Annotated in this window: 3 protein-coding genes; all 3 read left to right on the forward strand. The window is 45.5% G+C overall.

The features are described from left to right. Positions 1-513: 513 nt before the first annotated feature. The 3 genes from HZS80_RS23125 to HZS80_RS23135 all read left to right on the forward strand — a co-directional run bounded on the left by HZS80_RS23125 (position 514) and on the right by HZS80_RS23135 (position 2,999). On the forward strand, positions 514-1,167 hold the full coding sequence (locus tag HZS80_RS23125; RefSeq protein WP_179917447.1) for a potassium channel family protein: 654 nt from the start codon (positions 514-516) through the stop codon (positions 1,165-1,167). Continuing rightward, positions 1,164-2,534: a TrkH family potassium uptake protein gene (locus HZS80_RS23130; protein WP_179917448.1), complete on the forward strand. Its 1,371-nt coding sequence runs from the start codon at positions 1,164-1,166 to the stop codon at positions 2,532-2,534. Before HZS80_RS23125 ends, HZS80_RS23130 begins: the two co-directional genes overlap by 4 nt. Positions 2,535-2,723: 189 nt before the next feature. Continuing rightward, complete coding sequence (locus HZS80_RS23135; RefSeq protein ID WP_179917449.1) at positions 2,724-2,999, forward strand: hypothetical protein; 276 nt, start codon at positions 2,724-2,726, stop codon at positions 2,997-2,999. The last annotated feature ends 74 nt before the right edge of the window (positions 3,000-3,073 follow it).

The raw sequence follows: 3,073 nt of genomic DNA on the forward strand, positions 1-3,073 counted from the left end.
GCACGGTGGGTTTTGGCAATAACGGGCTTGCGAAAGCCAACTTGCACGGGGCGAATGATCAAAAAGTGCTCGCTGGCGGTGATAGGGAAAGTGTCGGCGCCGGCTTCACGGATTCAGGTAGCTGATAAGGTTGCTAAAGCCGCTAATACGAACCCCCATTTAGTTCCATGGCCCCAAGCAATCAACATGACAGGTATAAGATATGGAAATATAAACATAATTGGATCGCGTGACTGGTGATTAAACAGCGCGAGCCCCCACAGCCAAGTAATTGAAATAAAAATATGTAAATTTAAACTAGAAGTTGATTTAAAAAATATCACGGTTTAACGACCCCACCTAAAATAGCGACTTAATTGATGAGTTAATCACACGTGGGCAAACGCCTGTTCAAAGCAGGCAATATTTTTACGCATTTTTTACGCCACCTAAAATATAATTATCTCTCAACTGTGTAATAGTCAGTACAACCAATAAATTTGAGTAATCCAAGGCTGTGGAGCTTTATTTATTATGATTGAAAAACAGCAATTTATCGTCATTGGCCTGGGTATCTTCGGGGCAACCATTGCCCGCGAGCTGACACAACTCGGTCATGAAGTTTTAGGCATCGACGCTGATGAGCAGCGTGTCAATCGTCTGGCAGATGAGATCACCCACGCAGTCATTGCCGATGTAACAGATGAAAACGCGCTGATAGAGTTAAACGCAGGCAGCTATGACGCAGCAGTGGTAGCGATAGGAAGAAACGTTGAGGCTGCGATGTTAGCTACTCTTCAGCTCCAAGAATTAGGGGTGCAAAAAGTATGGACTAAAGCGCTGACTAATCAACATCACAGAGTCCTCGAACGGCTTGGTGCAACGCGCATTATTGCGCCTGAATATGAAATGGGCGTGCGGATCTCTCAAGAATTGAACTACCCAATGGTGCATGATTACTTAAATTTGGGAAAAGACTATGTTGTCGTAGAGTTTCACACGACAGACGATTTAATCGGCAAATCGATTGGGGAAATAATTAAGGATTTTGATGTAAATGCTTTAGTTTTAAAAAGAAATAAAGAAGTGCATGCACACCCTGACCTAAATCTGGAAGTACGCATTGGTGATTGCTTAGTACTGGGCGGCTGGCTTGAAGAATTAAGAAAACTTGTTAAAAACTTATGAAAGCAAGCTTACAAGATCAGACGCCCCACAAAACGATTATCAAAGGGCCCAAGCGTAAACGCAGTATCAAGCCACCCTGGCTGTTGCTTGAGTCTTTTATCATATTAATTTTTATTGGGACATGCCTACTAAAACTACCATTTGCCACCGTCGCCCCGGTGTCCTGGATGGAAGCTGCGTTTACTGCAACCTCTGCCGTGACGGTAACAGGGCTGGTGGTTGTCGATACAGGTAGTCAGTACACGGTCTTCGGGCAGCTCATCATACTATGCATGATTCAATTAGGTGGATTAGGGTTAATGACTTTTGCGGTCCTGACCGCTCTAGCACTTGGGTTTAAGTTACGCCTCAAGCAACAGCTGGTGGCACAAGAAGCTTTTAATGAAGTGTCCCTCCAAACGGCCAGAAAAGCGGGAAGTTCCATTGCGCTATTTGCCATTACCAGCGAAGCCATCGGAATCATTGTCCTAAGCTACTTTTTTGTTCCCGAGCTCGGCTGGGGTGAGGGGCTATATAATGCGCTCTTTTATACCATTTCCGCATTTAACAACGCGGGCTTTGCGCTATCTCCCGATAGTTTATCCGATTACGTCTCTCACCCCGGTATTACGCTGTCAGTGACTGCCCTTTTTATTACTGGCGGGCTTGGTTATATCGTCATCATGGACGTATTGGAAAAGCGCTCATGGTCTCGGCTTTCGGTCTATGTAAAAATTATCTTAACAACCACTTTATTTCTCAACTTGTTTGCTACTGCGGCAATTCTGCTTTTGGAATTTAGCAACCCCAATACGCTGGGCATGCTAGAAGGGTTTTGGAGCAAGTTGCTGGCCGCATGGTTCCACGGTGTTACGCCTAGAACAGCGGGTTTCAACACCCTCGACATTGGTGCCCTGACAGCCGCTACCAGCGTGTTAATGCTGCTGCTCATGTTTATTGGTGGAGCACCGAACTCCACCGCTAGTGGGATTAAAATTTCCACTTTTTTCATTTTAATCACGGCTACAAAATCTTTTCTGCAAGGCAATTTGAACGTGAATTTTTTTGGCCGCTCATTAAGCAGAGAAACGCTCCTCAAAGCCCTCGCTACGACAACCATCGGCATGGCAACCATTTTTGTAGCCGTTTTCATGCTCACAATTTTTGTAGAAGATGACTTCTTAGATATTGCTTTCGAAGCAGTTTCTGCCTTTGGAACCGTCGGCTTATCGCGTGGTACCACGTCTGAGCTTGGCACCCCAGGCCAGCTGATTATTATGGCCGTCATGCTCATTGGTCGTCTTGGTCCCCTCACACTAGGTTATACACTGACAGTGCGTCACAAGTCCCGTATCAACTATGCAACTACCGAATTTCCGGTTGGCTGAAATTCTCCAAGCTTTATCTACCTCTTTCAGTATGTTTAGGAGATTGATTCAGAATAAACCTCGGCTTCCAGAAGTTTGTAGGCCTTTTATTCGGTATCAGAGTGATTTTTTAGGAGAATTTTACAGACTTTTGGTGGTTGCCATGATGAGATACCACGCTGAACATTAGGGCAAATTAAGAGCGGAAATATGACCATTTTTCCCAGCAAGCTTTACTACCGAGACGCTTACCGTAACTGGGCGCAAATATTTAAAATCATGGCGGTACTATGGTTAGTGCTTGCCATGTTTATGGCGATTCCCTGGGTCGTATTGCTGGTAGAAAATGACCCCGATGCACCTGCCTTTGGTGTGTCTATTCTGATTGTCCTAAGCGCCACTCTCACCACCTGGTTACTCACACGTAAGGTGTCGCTAGAGTCCTGGATTCATAGAATAAGCGCAGCACTTTGGATCACAAGGTAGAGGCAGGAGGGCCAGCGCCGGTACCCTCTCTGCCTTACCTACCAAAGTGAAGCAGAGCATGGGATACCGACAAC

It is taken from the genome of Vreelandella glaciei (assembly GCF_013415125.1).
In the GTDB taxonomy this organism is placed as follows: domain Bacteria; phylum Pseudomonadota; class Gammaproteobacteria; order Pseudomonadales; family Halomonadaceae; genus Vreelandella; species Vreelandella glaciei.

What these genes read in the sequence shown, in the direction of transcription:
- HZS80_RS23135 (WP_179917449.1), top strand. Translation starts at nt 2,724, where the DNA reads ATGACCATTTTTCCCAGCAAGCTTTACTACCGAGACGCTTACCGTAAC.
- HZS80_RS23130 (WP_179917448.1), top strand. Translation starts at nt 1,164, where the DNA reads ATGAAAGCAAGCTTACAAGATCAGACGCCCCACAAAACGATTATCAAA.
- HZS80_RS23125 (WP_179917447.1), top strand. Translation starts at nt 514, where the DNA reads ATGATTGAAAAACAGCAATTTATCGTCATTGGCCTGGGTATCTTCGGG.